The sequence below is a fragment of the Vibrio sp. J2-4 genome, assembly GCF_021728155.1.
Classification (GTDB): Bacteria; Pseudomonadota; Gammaproteobacteria; order Enterobacterales; family Vibrionaceae; genus Vibrio; species Vibrio diabolicus.
Map to the genome: position 1 here is coordinate 1 of NZ_JAKKCN010000001.1, position 18525 is coordinate 18525.

General features: G+C 44.9%; 15 protein-coding genes, 2 tRNA genes and 1 pseudogene. 12 read left to right on the forward strand and 6 right to left on the reverse strand.

The genetic code is table 11. The annotated features are described in order from the left end of the window. Positions 1 to 45 precede the first annotated feature (45 nt). From L3V32_RS00005 to L3V32_RS00025, 5 genes are all read left to right on the forward strand, one after another. Positions 46 to 122, forward strand: a tRNA-Asp gene (locus L3V32_RS00005). Positions 123 to 157: 35 nt separating this feature from the next. Continuing rightward, a tRNA-Trp gene (locus L3V32_RS00010) sits at positions 158 to 234 on the forward strand. Between the two features lie 335 nt (positions 235 to 569). Next, a complete protein-coding gene (locus tag L3V32_RS00015; RefSeq protein WP_005391613.1) occupies positions 570 to 902 on the forward strand; it encodes a DUF1904 domain-containing protein in 333 nt (110 codons plus the stop codon). Between the two features lie 12 nt (positions 903 to 914). Next, on the forward strand, positions 915 to 1751 hold the full coding sequence (gene mepA / locus L3V32_RS00020; RefSeq protein WP_237283612.1) for a penicillin-insensitive murein endopeptidase: 837 nt from the start codon (positions 915 to 917) through the stop codon (positions 1749 to 1751). A 322-nt stretch (positions 1752 to 2073) separates the two neighbouring features. Beyond that, a complete protein-coding gene (locus tag L3V32_RS00025) occupies positions 2074 to 2382 on the forward strand; it encodes a hypothetical protein (RefSeq protein ID WP_005391608.1) in 309 nt (102 codons plus the stop codon). A gap of 42 nt (positions 2383 to 2424) precedes the next feature. Here the strand turns inward: L3V32_RS00025 and L3V32_RS00030 are convergent, their stop codons facing one another. The 3 genes from L3V32_RS00030 to rdgC all read right to left on the reverse strand — a co-directional run bounded on the left by L3V32_RS00030 (position 2425) and on the right by rdgC (position 5162). Beyond that, positions 2425 to 2679: a YfhL family 4Fe-4S dicluster ferredoxin gene (locus L3V32_RS00030; RefSeq protein ID WP_065646335.1), complete on the reverse strand. Its 255-nt coding sequence runs from the start codon at positions 2677 to 2679 to the stop codon at positions 2425 to 2427. A gap of 2 nt (positions 2680 to 2681) precedes the next feature. Beyond that, complete coding sequence (yegQ, locus tag L3V32_RS00035; protein ID WP_237283613.1) at positions 2682 to 4082, reverse strand: tRNA 5-hydroxyuridine modification protein YegQ; 1401 nt, start codon at positions 4080 to 4082, stop codon at positions 2682 to 2684. 165 nt (positions 4083 to 4247) lie between these two features. After that, positions 4248 to 5162 (reverse strand): recombination-associated protein RdgC, encoded by a 915-nt coding sequence (gene rdgC / locus L3V32_RS00040; RefSeq protein WP_237283614.1) that lies wholly within the window; start codon positions 5160 to 5162, stop codon positions 4248 to 4250. 224 nt (positions 5163 to 5386) lie between these two features. On the opposite strand from rdgC, the gene phoB reads away from it, so the two are divergent. Genes phoB through L3V32_RS00055 form a run of 3 tightly spaced genes read left to right on the forward strand, consistent with a single transcriptional unit; the run spans position 5387 to position 8374 of the window. Then, on the forward strand, positions 5387 to 6076 hold the full coding sequence (gene phoB, locus L3V32_RS00045) for a phosphate regulon transcriptional regulator PhoB (RefSeq protein ID WP_005381752.1): 690 nt from the start codon (positions 5387 to 5389) through the stop codon (positions 6074 to 6076). A 40-nt stretch (positions 6077 to 6116) separates the two neighbouring features. Continuing rightward, a complete protein-coding gene (gene phoR / locus L3V32_RS00050; protein WP_006741902.1) occupies positions 6117 to 7415 on the forward strand; it encodes a phosphate regulon sensor histidine kinase PhoR in 1299 nt (432 codons plus the stop codon). Further along, positions 7415 to 8374: a PstS family phosphate ABC transporter substrate-binding protein gene (locus L3V32_RS00055; RefSeq protein WP_176320218.1), complete on the forward strand. Its 960-nt coding sequence runs from the start codon at positions 7415 to 7417 to the stop codon at positions 8372 to 8374. The genes phoR and L3V32_RS00055 overlap by 1 nt, the downstream gene beginning before the upstream one ends. A gap of 34 nt (positions 8375 to 8408) precedes the next feature. Here L3V32_RS00055 and ppx read toward each other — a convergent pair whose 3' ends face one another. After that, positions 8409 to 9914 (reverse strand): exopolyphosphatase, encoded by a 1506-nt coding sequence (gene ppx, locus L3V32_RS00060; protein WP_134647822.1) that lies wholly within the window; start codon positions 9912 to 9914, stop codon positions 8409 to 8411. Next, the gene (ppk1, locus tag L3V32_RS00065) at positions 9898 to 11988 is read right to left on the reverse strand and encodes a polyphosphate kinase 1 (RefSeq protein ID WP_237283615.1); all 2091 of its coding nucleotides are present in this window, start codon (positions 11986 to 11988) and stop codon (positions 9898 to 9900) included. The genes ppx and ppk1 overlap by 17 nt, the downstream gene beginning before the upstream one ends. A gap of 207 nt (positions 11989 to 12195) precedes the next feature. On the opposite strand from ppk1, the gene L3V32_RS00070 reads away from it, so the two are divergent. The 4 genes and pseudogenes from L3V32_RS00070 to phoU all read left to right on the forward strand — a co-directional run bounded on the left by L3V32_RS00070 (position 12196) and on the right by phoU (position 17654). After that, the gene (locus L3V32_RS00070; protein WP_237283616.1) at positions 12196 to 14400 is read left to right on the forward strand and encodes an ABC transporter permease subunit; all 2205 of its coding nucleotides are present in this window, start codon (positions 12196 to 12198) and stop codon (positions 14398 to 14400) included. Positions 14401 to 15135: 735 nt separating this feature from the next. Next, positions 15136 to 16104 (forward strand): annotated as a pseudogene (gene pstA, locus L3V32_RS26305) (phosphate ABC transporter permease PstA); the annotation flags it as partial. A gap of 2 nt (positions 16105 to 16106) precedes the next feature. Further along, positions 16107 to 16925 (forward strand): phosphate ABC transporter ATP-binding protein PstB, encoded by an 819-nt coding sequence (pstB, locus tag L3V32_RS00080; RefSeq protein ID WP_005381745.1) that lies wholly within the window; start codon positions 16107 to 16109, stop codon positions 16923 to 16925. A 30-nt stretch (positions 16926 to 16955) separates the two neighbouring features. Further along, entirely contained in the window at positions 16956 to 17654 is a 699-nt protein-coding gene (gene phoU / locus L3V32_RS00085; protein WP_005381744.1) for a phosphate signaling complex protein PhoU, read from the forward strand. A gap of 62 nt (positions 17655 to 17716) precedes the next feature. On the opposite strand, the gene ppk2 is transcribed toward phoU, so the two are convergent. After that, positions 17717 to 18493: a polyphosphate kinase 2 gene (gene ppk2 / locus L3V32_RS00090; RefSeq protein ID WP_047010197.1), complete on the reverse strand. Its 777-nt coding sequence runs from the start codon at positions 18491 to 18493 to the stop codon at positions 17717 to 17719. Positions 18494 to 18525: the final 32 nt, after the last annotated feature.

Sequence of the window (18525 nt, forward strand, 5' to 3'; positions counted from 1 at the left end):
TTAAATTTTGGACACTTGCTGATTACAAGCGAGTGATACCACTGCGGAGTGGTAGTTCAGTTGGTTAGAATACCGGCCTGTCACGCCGGGGGTCGCGGGTTCGAGTCCCGTCCACTCCGCCACTTATTTGAGAGTCGTCTCATTAAACACGAACTGCAGGGGTGTAGCTCCAATTGGCAGAGCAGCGGATTCCAAATCCGCGTGTTGGGAGTTCGAATCTCTCCACCCCTGCCATATATCAAGGCTCTGACTTAGGTCGGAGCCTTTTTCGTTTCTAACGAATAGTTGTCGATATCTGATACATATTGATCTTAAGAACATATTACATCGGTGACTTAAGCCATTCTATTTCCCTTGCAATAGATTGCGTCACTAAGCTTCGGTGTATCGTTTTCCCCCTTCTTACCTCTGTTCATACTCCCATTATTCTTCGTTAGTGAGCTAGTTGATTTACTACTTGATCTATATGACGTGTATAGAAAAAGTTAGTGGTTACATTGGCTTGGATGATTACTGACTTGGTTCCTGTTATTATCATGAGTTAATGCTAATAATTAGGAAGTAAGTTTATGCCACATTTTCGATTCCGTGCTGTAGAGCCGCAAGCTGTTCAGGCACTATCAAAGCCTCTGACGGATGAACTTCAGCCTCTGATGGACTGTCCGCGTGAGGATTTTACTTTTGAGTACATCTACACTACGTTTTTCAATGAGGGCGAGGTGAGTGCTGCATATCCTTTTGTCGAAGTGCTTTGGTTTGACCGTGGGCAGGAAGTACAAGATAAAGTTGCTAAGCTTATTACACAGCAAGTTCGTGGTATTGCTGGTGCAGATATTGATGTTGCAGTTATCTTTTCAGCTTTATCCCCTAAAGCTTATTACGATAATGGCGAACACTACTAAAGGCTAAAAGCTATGAAGCTGAGTTTCATTGTATCTTTGGGTTTATGTTTCTCAGCTTCTGTATACTCTACTCCTTGGGAGTCTGTTGCTAACCCTACCCTAAACTCTTCTTCCTCTATTGGTAGTTATGCCAACGGTTGTTTGGATGGCGCATTACCTTTGCCTCTTGATGGCGTTGGTTATCAAGTTTTACGTAGTAAAACGAAACGCTACTATGGGCACCCTAAAACGATAGAATTTATTGAAAACCTAGCGCTTCAAGCTCATCAAAATCTCAACACAACGCTGCTTATAGGTGATCTGTCTTTACCACGAGGAGGAAGGTTTTCTTCTGGCCATTCTAGTCACCAAACTGGGTTAGATATTGATATCTGGTTAAGACTCGCTGACCAACCGCTTTCTTATAACGAATTACAACTCCCTAAGCCAATGAGTGTGGTGGACTTAAAAGGCTATTCCATACTTAACCATCGCTGGGAAGATAGGCACTTTAGGCTGATTCGATATGCTGCACAGAGTGAGGATGTTGCACGAATTTTTGTACATCCTGTCATTAAGGAGCAGCTTTGCTCGCAAGAAGAAGGCAAAGAACGTTCTTGGTTACGTAAAGTTCGCCCTTGGTGGGGGCATCATTACCACTTCCACGTCAGGTTATCTTGTCCTGAGTCGAGTGGCTATTGTGTTGAACAAGCTCTGCCTCCCGCTGGTGATGGTTGTGGGGTAGAGCTTGCTAGTTGGGGACCGAAAGTTAAGCCTATCGATAAGCCTCCGTCTGCGAAAGTTATTGCTAAGCCCAAGCGAAAAAAAGCGATTCCACCGCAATGCCAATCACTTATCTCTACTAACTAGAGTGACTCTACAGGTTTATATTCCCTTACGTATCTCTTTTATGAAACTGGAGAAACATTATACTTTTGTCTACAGTGAATAATACCAATACAAAAACTAACCTAATTAGTTTTGGTGACATAATATAGAAATCTAAATTAAACAAAGAGTTGTAGTATAGATAAGTCGTAACTTCTCTGTTTAGAAAGATCTTTCGTCACGATACTTTGGTTTCTTAGCAATATGTCTGTCAGTTGGCTAGCGAAGCAATAACAAGGCAGACAAGTGTGTGAGGCGGGAATGGATACTTCTCCTGCTAGAAGAGTAAATCAAGGATAAAACCATGACTATGATTTGTGCAAAAGAATTTGCAGAGTGGTTAAGACACAGATTTAGCAGTGAAACGAAAGGGGTCTTATTGACTCGGGTTGATGTAAACCACCTGACAGGACGTCAGCGTCTTGATCCCGGATTTGTTAATGATGTGCATTACGAGCTGATGCAATATGGAATGGCTTTCGTTACGGACACGAGCCGAGAAAACTTTTATCTTGTGCCGGTTTCCCAAGCTGAAAATTGGCGAGATCGGTTAGAGTCTCATTTTGAAAAAGAGTTGTTTTGTAATATCTATCCTATTGAAAAGTCGGGTTAAAAAAAGGTTCAACTTTGTCTCCAAAGTTGAACCTACTTGTTCTTATGCTAACCCTTGAATAATCACGAATTTCTCCAGTAACTGCTCTTCTGTTTCTATATGCTCTGGGTCTGTGATGATGCATTTTGTAATCGGACACACTGACTGACAGGTCGGCTTTTCGTAATGTCCCTTACACTCTGTACATAGAGCTGGGTCAATCTCGAAAATGCTTTCTCCCATGCTGATTGCCCCGTTGGGGCATTCGGGATCGCACATGTCGCAGTTGATGCATTTGTCAGTAATGAGCAAGGCCATGATTACTTACCAGTCGGGTTACGGGTGTCCTGCCCTGAGTTTAAGTTACGCATCAATAGACCGTATTCTAAATCTAGATCTGCTGGTACTGGAATGAAGACGAAGTGACCATTCCCTTTGGCATCCTCAATAGACTCTGACTTACGGTTTTCCATCGCTTCTAGCGTGAAAACAACATTACCTTTTGGCGTCATTAGCTCAAGACTATCACCGACAAGGAATTTATTTTTCACTTCTACTTCAGCCATATCGCCACGACGTTTACCTGTGAACTCACCGACAAACTGTTGAGCATCAGAGACTGAGTAGCCGTAATCGTAATTCTGGTAGGTGTCGTGAGTATGACGACGTAGGAAGCCTTCGGTATAGCCACGGTGAGCTAGGCTCTCTAGTGTGCCCATTAGGCTTTCATCAAATGGTCGGCCTGCTACAGCGTCATCAATCGCTTTACGGTAAACCTGTGCAGTACGAGCACAGTAATAGAATGATTTAGTACGACCTTCGATTTTCAGCGAGTGCACACCCATCTTAGTTAAGCGCTCAACATGCTGTACCGCACGTAGGTCTTTTGAGTTCATGATGTAAGTGCCGTGCTCATCTTCGTACGCTGCCATTTTTTCTTCTGGACGGTGCGCTTCAGAAAGTAGAACGACTTCATCCGTTGGTTTACCACGACCAATTGTGGTTTCAGGGCGTTCGTCTTGTACTTCGACAGGCTGTGCTTCAGATGGGTCAAATTTCTCTACGATATCACCAGCGTCGTTTTCTTTGCCTTCTTCCACTTTGTATTCCCAACGGCACGCGTTAGTGCAAGTGCCTTGGTTAGGATCACGTTTGTTGATGTAACCAGAAAGTAGGCAACGACCAGAATAAGCCATGCATAATGCACCGTGAACGAATACTTCAAGTTCAGTTTCAGGACAATGCTCACGAATTTCTTCGATTTCTTCTAAAGATAGTTCGCGAGAAACGATCACACGTTCCACGCCATTCGCTGCCCAGAACTTAACAGTCGCCCAGTTTACAGCGTTTGCTTGTACAGAAAGGTGAATTGGCATTTCTGGGAAAGCTTCACGAACCATCATGATTAGGCCTGGATCTGACATGATCAATGCATCAGGACCCATATCTACGATTGGCTTAAGATCGCGGATGAACGTTTTTAGCTTCGAGTTGTGTGGTTGAATGTTACATACCACATAAAGCTTTTTGCCCAGAGCATGCGCTTCATCGATACCGATTTTTAGGTTTTCGTGGTTAAACTCATTGTTACGTACGCGAAGGCTGTAGCGAGGTTGGCCAGCGTAAACTGCATCTGCGCCGTAGGCGAATGCGTAACGCATGTTTTTCAGGCTTCCCGCAGGAGACAGTAGCTCAGGTACGAATGCTTTCTCAGTTGTCATTGCTCAATTCTCTTTTATCTGATCACAAGTCAGGCCAATTCCACCTAATGGAAATGGGGCACAAATTTTACGTCAAAATGTGAACTGTGACTAGGATAATTGTGCTTCAGACAGAAAAACACCCTCAAAAAAAGTGAGGGCGTTATGGTTAACCTTTATACAATATTAAGCGTTGGGATTTGGTAAGCCGCCTAGCGCATCGTATAGGTTGGGTAGGAAAGCACTGAACTCCCCACACATCAGAGAGAAGTCTGCATCAAATCGAGCTGCTTGATCTTCACGTGGAATATCGTCATTTTGATCTTTCAATTCATCAGAGAATTTTAGACGCTTAATACCCGCATCTTCTGTCATGATGAATTCAATACGATCTTGCCAATTAAGTGCAAGCTTCGTTACGACTTTATCTGCTGCGATGTGGTTGCGGATTTCATCTGTGGTCAGCTCTTGCTTCTTACAACGAATCACGCCACCTTCTTCAAGCACGGATTTTAGCTCAGCTTCGTCCATCATGGTGATACCTTGAGGTGTGTCGCCCGTTTTCACCCACTCGGTTAGCGTTGTTTCAATCGCTACTTCTGGAATGGCAGGAACAACAGGTAAACTACCCATGGTTTTACGAAGTAGTGCTAATACGTCTTCCGCTTTTTTGTAGCTGCTTGCGTCAACAAGGATGAACCCTTCTTTTGGCATGATGAGCACGTGAGTGTGGCTGCTGCGGCTAAATGCGCGAGGCAGTAAATCCATTACGATGTCATCTTTCAGGTTGTCTTTCTCTTTCTTCTTCAGAGGACGACCTTCTTGCGCTTCCATTGCTTCTACTTTTGCATTCAATGACTCTTTGATCACTGAGGCAGGTAGCATTTTCTCTTCTTTCTTGGCGCAAATCAGAATGCGGTTTTCTGACACGTGAGTCATCATGTCGCCATGTCTACCCATTGCACTGACCCAGCCAAATTTCTGTTTATCTTGACTGCCACATGGGATGAATCGGAATTCAGACAGTTGAGTTTCTAGTTGTTCGGCGTTGAAAGTAACCTCGCGGTTAACGCGGTATACCAGACAGTTTTTAAACCACATAAATCTTCTCTAGGCTTGATGACAAGGGACTAATCATAGGGAATTTTTGTGCTGATGTCTTAATAGAAATGAAAAATATCCGAATGAACCTCAAAAGAAAGTTATATGAAAATTTGTTTTCAAAGGTCACAAAAGTGTCATAATTGGTAGTGATAATGCTTATGCATAGAGGGGCGCTTTGTCTCTTAAATTCATTAGCTCAACGAACATAAGGTTACTCAATTATGTCTAGAAGGATTCTGGTTGTTGAAGACGAAGCTCCTATTCGCGAAATGCTGTGCTTCGTACTTGAGCAGAAAGGTTACCAAGCGGTAGAAGCGGAAGATTACGATACTGCAGTAACCAAACTGGCTGAACCCTTCCCTGATTTAGTTTTACTGGATTGGATGTTACCAGGCGGCAGCGGCATTAACTTCATCAAGCATATGAAGCGAGAGGAATTAACGCGCAACATTCCAGTTGTGATGCTTACCGCTCGTGGTGAAGAAGAAGATAAAGTGCGCGGTTTAGAAGTCGGTGCGGATGACTACATTACTAAGCCATTCTCTCCTAAAGAGTTGGTTGCCCGCTTAAAAGCGGTGATTCGTCGCGTAACCCCGACCGCATTGGAAGACGTAATTGATGTGCAGGGATTGAAGCTTGATCCTGTATCACACCGTGTCACGGCTAATGATGCACCATTAGATATGGGCCCAACAGAGTTTAAAATGTTGCATTTTTTCATGACGCATCAAGAGCGTGTGTACAGCCGTGAGCAGCTATTAAACAATGTTTGGGGTACTAACGTGTATGTTGAAGATCGTACGGTCGATGTTCATATTCGCCGCCTGCGTAAAGCATTGGAAGCCGCAGGTCATGATAAGCTGATCCAAACTGTTCGTGGTGCTGGATACCGCTTCTCGACAAAGGCATAAATTAACACGCAGCTTATCGGTACCATTTCTGGAGTTATGAGTGGTTGAAAGATTAACGTGGAAAAAGCTGGCCTGGGAGCTGGCTTTTTTTTACACCCCATGGGTGATAGTAGGTTGGATATTCGGTTATATGCCGTGGTTGCTTTTGGCAGCTACGGCATTGCAGCTTGTGTGGCATTTGCATAACCAAGTACGTTTATCTTCTTGGTTATGGGATGAAAAGCGCCTGACGCCACCGTCTGGTAGCGGTAACTGGGAATCTTTGTTCAATGGCTTGTATCGCTTACAGCAGCGCCAACGCCGTAAACGCAAAGAGCTTACTAATCTCATTCGCCGATTCAGAAATGGTGCGGAATCGTTACCCGATGCCGTCGTGGTGTTCCGTGCTGAAGGCAATATCGTTTGGTGTAACAAACTGGCTCAACACTTATTGGGTTTCCATTGGCCGGAAGACTCTGGTCAACCTATCTCCAACCTCATTCGCACACCTGATTTTATCAAGTACCTCAACAAGAAAGACTTCTCTGAGCCATTAGAAATGCGTTCACCACTCAATGTCGAACGCATGCTAGAACTACGTATCGTACCGTATACCGAAGGTGAACATTTGATGGTGGTGCGTGATGTTAGCCAGTTAAAACAACTTGAGGGAATGCGCCGCAACTTCTTTGCTAACGTTTCTCATGAATTGCGTACACCAATGACGGTTCTACAAGGTTATTTGGAGATGACAGAAGATCCTGACATGGTTGTGGGCCCAATGTGGAGCAAAGCGCATGGTGTTATGACGGAGCAGCTCAACCGCATGAACAGTTTGGTGAACCAACTACTGACGCTATCTAAAATTGAAGCGGCACCTATGCATGAGCTTGAAGATGTCGTGAATGTACCTGCGATGCTAGAAGTACTAGAAAAAGAGGCGGTCAGCCTTAGTGGGGACAACCAACATAAATTGAAATTTGATGTTGATGCTAGCCTACGCGTACTGGGCGATGATGACCAGTTACGTAGTGCTATCTCTAACCTCGTTTATAATGCTGTCAAATACACACCGCCTGGCGCGAACATTAATGTTCGTTGGTTCCAGACATCTCAAGGCGCATGCTTAGAGGTGGAGGATAGTGGTGATGGTATAGAGCCTCAGCACCTCCATCGACTTACTGAGCGTTTTTATCGTGTCGATAAAGCAAGATCACGCGATACCGGAGGGAGTGGGTTAGGGTTGGCTATTGTGAAACATGCGCTGAGCCACCATGATGCTCATTTGGAAATTCACAGTGAAGTGGGCGTGGGCAGTAAGTTTTCTTTTGTATTGCCTGAACGTTTGGTGGTGAAATAATGGCATTAAGAGTCGCAAAAGTGTTCAGTCTACTGGCTCTCGCTTGTTCCGGTATGGCTGTCGCTCAAGATAAACCATTGCCGAATTATCATAAAACGACTGGGATTGTCGGGAATTTGCTCTCTGTCGGCTCCGATACACTTGCGGGCATGACAACACTTTGGGTTGAAGAGTTTAAATCCATTTACCCGAATATTAATGCGCAAGTCCAAGCGTCTGGATCTTCTACTGCCCCCCCAGCATTGACCGAACAAACAGCTCAGTTTGGTCCCATGAGCCGCCCTATGCGTTTAAGAGAGGTTGAAGCGTTTGAACGTGAACATGGCTACAAGCCAACGGCGCTCAGGGTGGCCATCGATGCAATCGGTATTTTTGTTCATCAAGACAATCCAATTCAAGGACTTAACTTTAGTCAATTAGATGCTTTGTTTTCTGCCACGCTACGCTGTGGTGAAAGTCAATTCGTCACAAACTGGCAGCAACTCGGTCTTGAATCACAGTGGGCAAAGCGAAACGTGCAGTTGTTTGGTCGTAACTCCGTTTCTGGAACTTATGGTTACTTCAAAAGCAATGCCTTGTGTGGCGGCGACTTTAAAACCCGAGTTAACGAGCAGCCAGGCTCCGCGTCAGTTGTGCAAGCTGTAGCGTCAACCATCAGTGGAATCGGTTATTCCGGTGTTGGTTATCGAGTAGCAGGCGTACGCTTAGTTCCGGTGGCAAAAACGGGGAATGACTACGTGACGCCAACGCGAGAACATATTGTTAGTGGTAAGTACCCACTATCACGTTACTTATATGTGTATGTGAATAAGCACCCGGATTACCCATTAACACCAATAGAGGCCGAGTTTATTCGCTTTATTTTCTCCGCTCAGGGGCAAGCGTTGGTTGAGAAAGATGGTTATGTGCCCATTACAGCAGATTTTGCAGAAGAAGAATTAAAAAAAGTCGGCCTGTAAGCCGACTTTTTGTTTAGGTATGAACAGCACGAGATCAGAAAGTGAGTGTCCACTTCGCGCTGCTCCATCGTTCTTGTTCTTCCTGTAAATCAGCATGAAGCAATTTGTTGCTTTCTAGCCATGCTTCATCTGTGCACGCGAGAGTCCATTCATCATTTTTGATGGATAAAGTGATGTCAGGCAATGGATCTTCGTTACGCTGTCCATTTAATACGATAGAAAGTCGTAATATTTTGATGAGGCTTATCACGTCACTTTGTTTGTAGAGGTTGAAATCTGGCAGTTCTTGCAGTTTAAGTGCTTTGCGTTGGAAGCGGGCTAATGTTGCGAGCACTAATTGCTGTTCACGGTTGAAGCCTTGTAGAGTGGAATGCAACAGAATATAGAAAGAGTGACGATGGAAGCTACGTAAGTTGATACTTAATCCGACTTCATGAAGCAATGCTGCCCATTCTAGTAAGTCAAATAACTCACTCTTTTTCTTAATGCCTAGTTCAGAGCGCACCTGACATAACATCTCACGTGCATGGCCTTTAACACGAGCAGCATGCTCTAAGTCAACCCGGTGTTTGTTGGCTAAATTTTCAGTTGTGCGCATACGTATATCGGAGCGCGCAAAACGCTCTTCCATTTCGTACAACAGACCTTCGCGCAGAGCACCATCGGAGAAAAACATCTGCTCAATGCGGAGTGCTTTGAAAATTGCGGACAAAATCGCCACGCCTGCCGCGAATACGGGCTTACGTTCTTCTGTTAAACCTGTCAGTTCAATCTCTTCAATTGAATCAAAATTACACAGAGTTTCAATAAGCGTGTCCAGTCTCTTCGCGGTGATCAGGCCATCTTCAAAACCTAATCCTACTAGCACTTCTTGAATCGCTTTGATGGTTCCTGATGAGCCGAGAGCGATATCCCAGCCTTTTTTACGGTATGCTGAAGCGATGGACTCGAGTTTTTGCTCGGCGGCTAACATCGCTTTATTAAAGTTTTTCCCAGACAGTTTGCCGTTTTTAAAATATTGCTCTGTAAAGCTGACGCATCCCATCTGTTTACTGTTGAGAAGCTCAGGTTCAAACTCTTGTCCAATGATCATTTCGGTACTGCCGCCGCCAATATCAACGACCAACTTGGAGTTTGACTCTACTTGAGTGTGAGCGACACCTAAGTAAATCAAGCGGGCTTCTTCTTCCCCTGGGATGATTTCTATTGGGAAGGGCATCACTTCTTTCGCACGCTCAATGAATAGATGAGCATTTTTAGCGCGTCTTAGTGTGTGTGTCGCGGCGATACGCACATTCGACTCATCAAGCCCTTGCAGTCTCTCAGCGAACATGGCTAAGCACTCTAACGCACGTTCCATCGCGGAATGACTTAAGTTCAATTCACTGTCGAGTCCTGATGCTAAGCGAACACGCTGTTTATGACGGCTAACCAGTTGTAAGTCACTGCCTACAACCTTGGCCACCACCATGTGGAAACTGTTTGAGCCGAGGTCTATCGCGGCAATGTAGCGAGTATCTTGTTCAAGTATTTGAGGCATCTGAATTTTGTTTTCTAGTTTGCTTTTCTATATTTTTAAGATAGTCATAGATAGCGATTTGAGAACGAACTTTTTTGCGATTACCTCGTGGTACATAAGCGTTGCTCATTTCCTTATCTATAAAACGAGCCTTTACTGTATCGGTAAAATGGATATTCGTTATATCAATAATTCTCTGTTTCAAACGTGGATCACGGACTGGCGCCGCCACCTCAATGCGGTGATCGATATTTCTTGTCATCCAGTCAGCAGAAGAGATATAGACTTGCGGATCGCCATCGTTATGGGTAATCACCACGCGTGGGTGTTCCAAAAAGCGGTCAACAATACTGATGATGCGAATATTGTCGCTGATCCCCTCAATGCCCGGTACTAATGAGCACATGCCGCGAATGATCATATTTATTTTCACTCCCGCCGTACTTGCTCCATATAGCTTATTGACGATGCCCTTATCGACTAGGTTATTGACCTTGATCGTAAGAGCGGCTTTCTTTCCTTGCTTGGCATTCGCAATTTCATTATCAATTAAGCGGTAGATTTGGGTTCGAGAATTACGTGGAGATACCATGAGGTGGTTGAACTTCACTGGGCGGTATGGATTCTCAATATAACCGAAGACATTACGAACTTCGTTAGTGATTTCTTGATCTGCGGTAAGGAGAGAGAAGTCGGTATAAATTCGTGCCGTCTTCTCATGGAAGTTGCCTGTGCCGATGTGCGCGTAGCGAATAATTTCTTCACCTTCACGGCGACTGATCATCAGTAGCTTTGAGTGAATCTTAAGGCCAGGCGCTCCGAAGATGACGTGCACACCAGCTTCGGTCAACACTTTTGACCATTCGATATTGGCTTCTTCATCAAAGCGAGCCTGCAGCTCCACGACCACTGTGACATTTTTGCCGTTGTGCACCGCATCAATTAATGAGTTCATCAAGCGAGAATCTTTCGCGACACGGTAAATGTTAATCTTGATACTAAGCACTTTCGGATCGAAGGAGGCTTGGCGTACCAACTCACTAATGTGGTCAAAAGTGTGGTAGGGGTAATAGAGTAGAATATCTTTCGCTTTAATCGCATCAAAGCTGTTAGCGTAACCTTCGAAATCGGCGCATTTCATTGGCGGAAGCGGTTTATTTTCAAGGTACTCTCGCCCAACATTTGGAAACGCAATGAAGTCTTTAAAATTGTGATAGCGGCCGCCGGGAATAAGGTTATCGTAATTAGAGATATTGAGCTTGTTACAAAGAAACTCTAGCATTTGGGGCGGCATATCACGTTCGTAGACGAAGCGAACGGGCTTTGCTGTCAGTCGCTGATTGACACCCTCTGACATTTGTTCAAGCAAGCTGTACTCGATTTCATTGCGTAAATCGTATTCGGCGTCACGCGTCATTTTCATCGCATAGCCGCTAAGCTCATCATAATCAAAAAAGCCTTTGAACAGCTCGTCCAAACAATGGCGGATAATATTATCAAGTAAGATGATGGTTTTTCGACGCTTTCCTTTCTGTTCTGGTACCATCACAAAGCGGGGAAGGTGATCGGTCGGAATTTCGATCAGAGCGTATTGGTAATGTTCTTCTTTACGTAGCTCTACGGCGATGTAAGCGTACTCGTCTTTGAGAAATTGCAGAACATCGATCTCATCTTTCATTAGCAGAGGAGTGATATGCGGCATGACCTCTCTACGGAAGTATTTCGCGATCCACTTTTGTTGCGATTCATCCAGTTGTTGCTCGTTGACCAAGAAAATGCGACGTCGCGCCATTTCTCGAATCAATTCGCTGTAAAGCTCATCAAATTGTTCGTTAAGCTTGAGTGCTTTCGACTGCATTTTGGTTAACAGTCGTTTAGGGCTATCACTGCCACCGCGCTCTTGGCTGATTAGGATTCTGCGCTTCACGTCCGCAAAGCGTACTTTGTAAAATTCATCTAAATTGTTGGAAAAGATCCCAAGAAAGCGAATACGTTCGATCAAAGGGACGGTTTTATCGGCAGCTTCTTGTAATACTCGTTCGTTGAAAGACAACCAACTAAGTTCTTTTTCTATATATAGTTTTTCTGCGCTCATAACCTTACCTAGCCAAAATTGAAGTAATACGTACTCATCTTGGAAAAATGGATGAGTGAGAACATTATGAGATTTTCATTACAGATTTATTTCATACCACGCATTGCATAAGAGTTGTATTCTTTTCAGGTGTTTAATGTGATCTGTAATATAATTGTCATCTTAACGACATATTCTAGTACTAAGTCAAAAAAGGTAGAGATTTAAATGGCACAAGCCGAGTTTTCATTGCAGGAAAAAGATAAGAAACGACTGATAAAAGATCGTTTAGTTCGACTTGCAGTGACATCCGGTGGTGTCGGCGTTCTCGCGGCGCTTATTTTGATCTTTGTCTACCTCGCCATGGTGATCATTCCGCTTTTTTCTGATGCGGAGATCAAAACCAACCAAGCCATTCGAGCCACCCATATTGAAACACCACTGGCGATTTCGGTGGATGATTACGCTCAGCTCGCGTTCGTTCTAACCCAAAGTGGTGAGATTCAATATTTGTCGATGGACGATCCTACGAAACCTGCGGTGTATAAACAGCAAATCGTCCAGGAACCCGTCGCTTTCTCTCAATCTGCTCCTGGACTAGGTTGGTATGGGTTTGTTGATGGGCAGGGTAAAGCGCACCTTTTCAAGCCTGAATTTAATGCCACGTTGAGAGAAAATACACGTCCTCCGGAAGTGATTGAGCTAGACACCAGCATGGATCTGACGCTGAGTACGCCTCAAGATCCTGTGACTCAGTTTGTGTTTGCAGCTTCAACGCCCTTACCAACAATTGTTTGGCAGACACAAAGCGGTGAAGTGAAGGCTCGTTGGCAAGTGGCTTCGTCTTTGGGTACGCCTCCGACAACGATCGATTTTACGTTCTCTTCAGGCTTTGATGCACCTCAGCAAATGTTATTGACACCTGATGGTGAAACGCTTTATTTGCGCGATGGCTCTGAGTTGATCGTGTTAAAGAAAACCGCACGTAAATTTGCTGTGCGAGAGGTGGTCGATCTCACTCAAGGTGATAAGAAGCACTCCGTTCGTACAATGGACCTACTGGCTGGTGCTTACTCGCTTTTGGTGACACACAACGATGGTCGGGTGTCGCAATGGTTTGACACGCTGCAAGAAGAGAGACGCACGTTAACGCATATTCGTGATTTTAAATTGGCATCAGAGCTTAAGTATTTGTTGCCGGATTCTTATCGCAAAGGATTTTATAGCTTTTACACCAACGGCACGTTGCAAAGCCATTATACAACCAGTGAAAAACTGGTGTTGTTTAAGCGTGCGTACAATCAAGCGCCCGCAATCGCAGCAATGTCTAACAATGAACGCTACTTAATCACTTGGCAAAATAATGCGTTAAATGTTGCGGAAGTGGACAATGCCTATCCGGAAATTTCATTGTCCTCATTATGGCAAGAAGTGTGGTACGAAGGGTATCCTGAGCCTGAATATGTGTGGCAATCGACTTCGGCGAGCGATAACTTTGAGGCTAAGTTCAGCCTAGTACCTATTGCGTTTGGGACGATAAAAGCGGCGATGTTTGCGATGCTGTTTTCAGTACCGCTCGCAGTGCTAGGTGCTATTTATACGGCGTACTTTATGTCACCACGCATGCGTCGTGTCGTAAAACCGTCGATTGAGCTAATGGAAGCACTGCCGACGGTGATCATTGGTTTCCTCGCGGGGTTGTGGTTCGCACCTATTGTCGAAGACCACCTGATTACGATCGTCGTCATGCTGTTTGTTTTGCCCTTGAGCACCATGATTATGGGCGGGCTATGGGCATTAATACCGCAACCTTTGCGTAATCGTCTGCCTAATGGTTGGCATGCTTTAGTGCTCATGCCTGTCATATTGGTACTGATTGGGCTTGGCGTGTGGATTTCGCCTACGATTGAGCAGACGTTCTTTGGTGGCGATATGCGCTTATTCTTAACCGAGCATGGTATTGGTTACGATCAACGCAATGCATTGGTGGTGGGGTTAGCGATGGGGTTTGCTGTTATCCCGACGATTTTTACCATCGCCGAAGATGCCATTTTCTCTGTACCGAAACATTTATCGGATGGTTCTTTGGCATTAGGGGCCACGCCTTGGCAAACTTTAATCTATGTTGTCTTGCTTACCGCAAGCCCAGGTATTTTTTCTGCCATTATGATGGGCCTGGGACGCGCTGTTGGTGAAACCATGATTGTGTTAATGGCAACGGGCAATACGCCATTAATGGATTGGAATATTTTGGAAGGATTGCGCAGCCTGTCGGCGACCATCGCCGTTGAGTTGCCAGAGTCGGAAGTTGGAAGTTCGCATTATCGCCTGCTGTTCCTAGCTGCATTGATTTTGTTTGTGTTTACGTTTGCAGTAAACGCGCTTGCGGAGTGGGTTCGTCAGAGACTGAGAGACAAGTACCGTGCGTTGTAATAGTGGTTTGAATAAAGAGCGAGTAATGACGTGTTAAATTGGATTCGTTCTGGCGCACCGTGGATATGGCTAACAGGCGGTGCAGTCAGCATCAGTTTGTTGTCGGTATTAGGGTTGTTACTCCTTATCGGCTGGAAAGGCCTGACTTACTTTTGGCCAGCGCCCTTGTATCAGTGGAATGTTGCAGCGCTGACTCCTGTGCAAGGCGAAGTGCTACATGAAAATACTATTCTGATTGGTCAAGTGTATGAACGCAGTTTTGTACCGAAGAGTTATCTGCCTGAAAGCGCGGCGCAGCAATTAGAAGACGATGAAGACTTTGCTACGCGACTCAGTATCAAAATCGCCAACCGAGAGTTGTATCCTGCTGATTTTATCTCCGTATTGCAAATGCAGTTGGATGACCCCACGACGCCAAAAGAGTGGGCGGTGATAGAGCGCAGTAGCGGTGGTTATTTCTTTGGTAAGCTGGTGGCGTTTCAAGATGGCGATAATATATACACCAACGATATTCAATCAATCTTGAACAAAAAACTTGATGATGCAGAAACTCTGCGCCATGAGATTGATTCTTTGGTGGTCGATCAGCTTAAAGAGCTTGGTTGGAAGCTAGAGCAGTTGCGATTAGAAAAGCGCAAGCATGAATTGAATGACACGCTGACAGAAAGCTTCTTAAAGGAAAATCAGACGAAAAAAGAGCAGATAGAAAAAGCGCTTGCGACGTTAGATTTGCAGCTTGATGGCTTACGATTACAGCTTTCTGGCTATGCCCTGATTGTCGAGGATATGACGGGCTCACAAGTATCGATTCCGCTCGAAGACATTTTGGACTACTGGTACCCAAACCAAATGTCACTGCCTGATAAAGTCATGCACTGGGGGAAGCAGGTTTGGAAGTTTTTATCTGAAGATCCAAGAGAGTCTAACTCCGAGGGAGGCGTGTTCCCTGCGATATTTGGTACGGTTTTCTTAGTAATTATCATGTCGATCATTGTGATGCCACTTGGGGTGATCGCTGCTATCTATCTGCATGAATACGCTAAGAATAACGCTCTAACCAGGGTTATTCGTATTGCGGTTATAAACCTAGCGGGTGTTCCATCGATTGTTTATGGCGTATTTGGTTTAGGCTTCTTTGTTTATACGATTGGTGCCTCTATCGATAACGTATTCTATGCGGAGAAGCTACCGGCACCAACCTTTGGTACGCCGGGTTTGTTGTGGTCTGCACTAACTCTTGCCGTGCTGACGCTTCCAGTTGTGATTGTGACGACAGAAGAAGGTTTAACTCGTATTCCGAGTTCAGTACGACATGGCTCTCTGGCGCTTGGTGCAACTCAGTTCGAAACACTATGGCGTGTGGTTTTGCCTATGGCGACGCCAGCTATTATCACAGGGCTGATCCTTGCGATTGCGCGTGCAGCTGGCGAAGTAGCGCCACTGATGCTGGTGGGGGTCGTGAAATTGGCATCCAGTTTACCGGTTGACGGGCAATTCCCTTATGTGCATTTGGATAGAAAGTTCATGCATTTAGGTTTTCACATTTACGATGTTGGCTTTCAAACCTCCAACATCGAAGCGGCGCGACCATTAGTTTATGCCACCTCTTTCTTACTCGTGACAGTGATTGTCGGGCTAAACTTAACAGCAATCAGTATTCGCAATAATTTACGAGAAAAATACAGAACGTTAGGACAAGATTAAGTATGTTTAATTTTGATAGTACATTAGGTTATGAGCCACCATTGGACGTTCATAATTTAACGGATGAACAAACAGCAATCTCAATCGAGAACCTTAATCTGTTCTATGGTCAAACTCAGGCGCTGCATGATATTTCGATGCGAATTCCCAAAGGGCGAGTCACCGCTTTTATCGGTCCTTCAGGGTGTGGAAAGTCGACGTTATTACGTTGCATCAATCGCATGAACGACTTAGTGGAAGGGTGTCGAGTCACAGGTAAAGTGCGTCTACATGGCAAGAATGTTTATCATCCCAATGTCGATGTTGCGACACTTCGACGCCGAGTGGGGATGGTGTTTCAAAGACCCAATCCATTTCCTAAGTCTATTTATGAAAATGTAGTTTATGGCTTACGCTTACAAGGTGTAAAAAACAGCCGCAGTTTAGATGACGCAGTGGAGCGATCCTTGCGCTCGGCGGCGTTGTGGGATGAGGTAAAAGACCGCTTGCATGAGAACGCATTTGGCTTATCTGGTGGTCAGCAACAGCGCTTGGTCATTGCGCGCGCGGTGGCGATTGAGCCGGAAGTCCTGTTATTGGATGAGCCAACATCAGCGTTGGATCCAATCTCAACTTTAACTATTGAAGAGCTTATCAATGAGCTGAAGACTCAATATACTGTCGTTATCGTTACCCATAACATGCAGCAAGCGGCGCGAGTGAGTGATCACACCGCATTCATTCATATGGGTAAGTTAATTGAATACTCTGACGCGGACTCGATCTTCACCTCGCCAATGAAGAAACAGACCGAAGATTACATTACGGGTCGATACGGTTAAGTCGCGACTCTATACGGAATAAGGAACATCATGCACTTTGGACGTCATATTTCAGGACAATTTAACGTAGAGCTAGAATCGATTCGTACTCATGTATTAACCATGGGTGGCTTGGTAGAACAGCAGCTTTCGTATGCTATTCAAGCCTTGCATAAAGAAGACATCGAACTGGCGCGTAAGGTTGTGCGTGACGATCATAAAGTGAATGCGATGGAAGTCTCGATCGATGACGCCTGTACACGCATTATTGCTAAGCGTCAGCCAACGGCAAAAGACTTGCGCTTAATCATGGCTATCATCAAAACGATCACTGATTTAGAACGTATCGGTGACGTGGCGACACGCATTGCTTACGTTGCCATTGAAAGTCCATCATCAAAAGAACGACAATTCCAAGTGTCGTTAGAGCCTCTCTGCCGTCAGGCAATTAATATGCTGCATCAGGTTTTGGATGCGTTTGCCCGCATGGATGTAGAAGCGGCAGCAGAGGTGCACAAACAAGATGACAAGCTAGACGCTGAATATGAAGCGGTAATTCGTCAGTTGATGACCTATATGATGGAAGACCCAAAAAATATACCCAATATTCTGCAAGTGATGTGGTCTGCACGCGCGATTGAACGCGTTGGGGACCGTTGCCAGAACATCTGTGAATACATTATTTACTTCGTGAAAGGGAAAGATGTACGCCATCTAGGTGATCAAAGCATTGATGACGTACTGAAGTAACTGATTTCAATAAATAGACCAGCTTTTAGGCTGGTCTATTTATTAGGGAGAGGGAAAGCACGTCAATATTTATCAGGAACGAAGGTCTGATCATCAATGGGCGCTCTGACGTAACCTTCTTTATTGAGTTCAGGTAATTCGATGGGTGAGTACTCAAGTGCTTTGTAATCAATCTGGCTAAGTAAATGACTGATGCAGTTCAAGCGCGCTTTCTTTTTCGAGTCAGAGGGCACGACCCACCAAGGACAGCTCTTCGTATCTGTGTAAGCGAACATTTTATCTTTTGCCTCAGAATACTCGACCCAGCGATGACGTGACTCCAAATCCATTGGGCTGAATTTCCAACGTTTAATCGGCGTATTAATTCGACCTAGAAAACGTTTTTCCTGCTCTTCGTCTGAAACCGAAAACCAATACTTAATCAGAATAATCCCAGAGCGTTGCAACATTCTCTCGAATTCAGGGCAAGAGCGTAAAAACTCCTCGTATTCGTCTGGAGTACAGAACCCCATGACTTTTTCGACACCCGCTCGGTTATACCAACTTCGGTCAAATAAAACGATTTCACCAGCAGATGGCAAATGAGCGACGTAACGTTGGAAGTACCATTGCGTTTTTTCTTTTTCTGTCGGTGCAGGCAGAGCCACTACGCGACAAACACGCGGGTTTAGCTTTTCTGTAATTCGCTTTATCACCCCGCCTTTGCCCGCAGCATCACGGCCTTCAAACAGAACCACCACTTTTAACCCTTTGTGTTTGACCCACTCTTGAAGTTTTACGAGCTCAACTTGAAGGTTTTTGAGCTCCTTTTCGTATTCCTTTTTCTTCAATTTAGACATACATCTTTCCTCACTCCTTGATAAACAATATG